Source organism: Neisseria sp. P0014.S009 (assembly GCF_051958155.1).
Taxonomy (GTDB): Bacteria; Pseudomonadota; Gammaproteobacteria; order Burkholderiales; family Neisseriaceae; genus Neisseria; species Neisseria flavescens_C.
This window is the reverse complement of the sequence record NZ_JBQCVS010000165.1, coordinates 1-257: the sequence shown is the minus strand read 5'-3', so window position 1 is coordinate 257 and position 257 is coordinate 1. Positions and strand designations below refer to the sequence as shown.

The following is a 257-nucleotide window of genomic DNA, read 5'->3' as shown; positions in this document are numbered from 1 at the left end:
CTATAAAGATCGATCCATTTCAGCCATTTCTTCATTTATTTTATCTCCCACGGCTTTTTTCTTTTTAACAGTTCTTCATAATTATCTGCATTGCCGTATTCCAATCCCGTATATATCATCGTTTCTTTAACTTTGTCCCCATTAATTAATTTATACATGTTTTCAACACTTAGACGTCCCATTTCCTGAAAGTCTTGTCCAACTAGCGCATCTGCTAATCCTTTATTGGCAGCAAATACTATTGGATAAAATGTATC

Annotated in this window: 1 protein-coding gene; it reads right to left on the bottom strand. The window is 33.9% G+C overall.

Annotation, left to right across the window (positions count from 1 at the left end; genetic code table 11):
- Positions 1 to 35: 35 nt before the first annotated feature.
- Positions 36 to 257 (bottom strand): hypothetical protein (locus ACTHS4_RS12140; protein WP_440366014.1); only part of this gene is annotated, 222 nt, incomplete at its 5' end.